Origin of the sequence: Kitasatospora phosalacinea (assembly GCF_030268885.1) — a bacterium.
Classification (GTDB): domain Bacteria; phylum Actinomycetota; class Actinomycetes; order Streptomycetales; family Streptomycetaceae; genus Kitasatospora; species Kitasatospora phosalacinea_C.
Genome location: NZ_BSSA01000089.1, coordinates 1 through 1,106, shown reverse-complemented (window position 1 = coordinate 1,106; position 1,106 = coordinate 1). Strand labels below are relative to the sequence as shown.

The window sequence follows — 1,106 nt, the reverse complement described above, 5'->3', positions numbered from 1 at the left end:
CATCAGCAGGCCATCACGCACGCGGCCGGACGGGCGTTTGTGACTTCATAGGAGCTTGGCCAGAAGCCCCGTCACTGTCTTGTCCACCCGCCCGACCGGCGCGTGCCGCCCTCGGCTCGGACAAGCGGCAAGGACGGACATCACCAGCATGACGCATCACAGCCCGGAGATCACCGGCGGAGTCGACACCCACGGCCTCACACACCACGCGGCCGTGATCGACCCACTCGGCCGCCACCTCGCCGACCGCGAGTTCCCCGCCACCATCGCCGGCTACCGGGCCCTGCTCGACTGGATGCGCTCACACGGCACCCCGACCGCAGTGGGGGTGGAAGGCACCGGCACCTACGGCGCCGAACTCGCCCGGGTGCTGACCGCGGCCGGGGTCACGGTCGTCGACGTCGACCGGCCGGACCGCAGGACCCGCCGCATGAAGGGCAAGTCCGACCCGATCGACGCCTACGCCGCCGCAACCGCGGTGGCCTCCGGCCGGGCCACCGGCGTCCCGAAGAGCCGTGACGGCGTGGTCGAGGCCGTCCGGGTCCTGCGCGTCACACGCCGCAGCGCGGTCAAAGCCCGCACCCAGGCCGTGAACCAGATCCGGGGCATGCTGGTGTCCGCTCCGGCGGTGCTGCGCGAGCAACTGGCCGGCCTCGATCGCAGCGTGCTGATACGCACCCTCGCCCGCCTGCGTTCCGGCGACGACCTGTCCACCCCGCTCGCCGCGACCAAGGCTGCGCTGCGGCGCCTGGCCCGCCGCCACCAGGCCCTGGATGCCGAGATCGCCGAGCTCGACGCCGAGATCGGCCCACTGCTCAAGCAGGCCGCCCCGGAACTGCTCGCGTTGTTCGGCGTCGGCCCCGAGACCGCCGGCCAACTCCTGGCCTCCGCTGGCGACAACCCCGAACGCATGCGCTCGGAGGCCGCCTTCGCCCACCTCGCCGGAGTCGCACCGATCCCGGCATCCTCCGGCCGCACGCACCGCCACCGGCTCAACCGAGGCGGCGACCGGGCCGCGAACAACGCCCTGCACACCATCGTGCTGGTCCGCATGCGCTACGACGAACGCACCCGCGCCTACGTCGAACGCCGCACCAAGGAAGGCC

At 72.7% G+C, this 1,106-nt stretch carries 1 protein-coding gene; it reads left to right on the top strand.

All coding sequences use genetic code 11. From position 1 onward, the window contains the following. Window positions 1-148 precede the first annotated feature (148 nt). Window positions 149-1,106, top strand: a 958-nt coding sequence (locus tag QSK52_RS39055) for an IS110 family transposase (RefSeq protein ID WP_285741036.1), incomplete at its 3' end; no start/stop codon positions are given.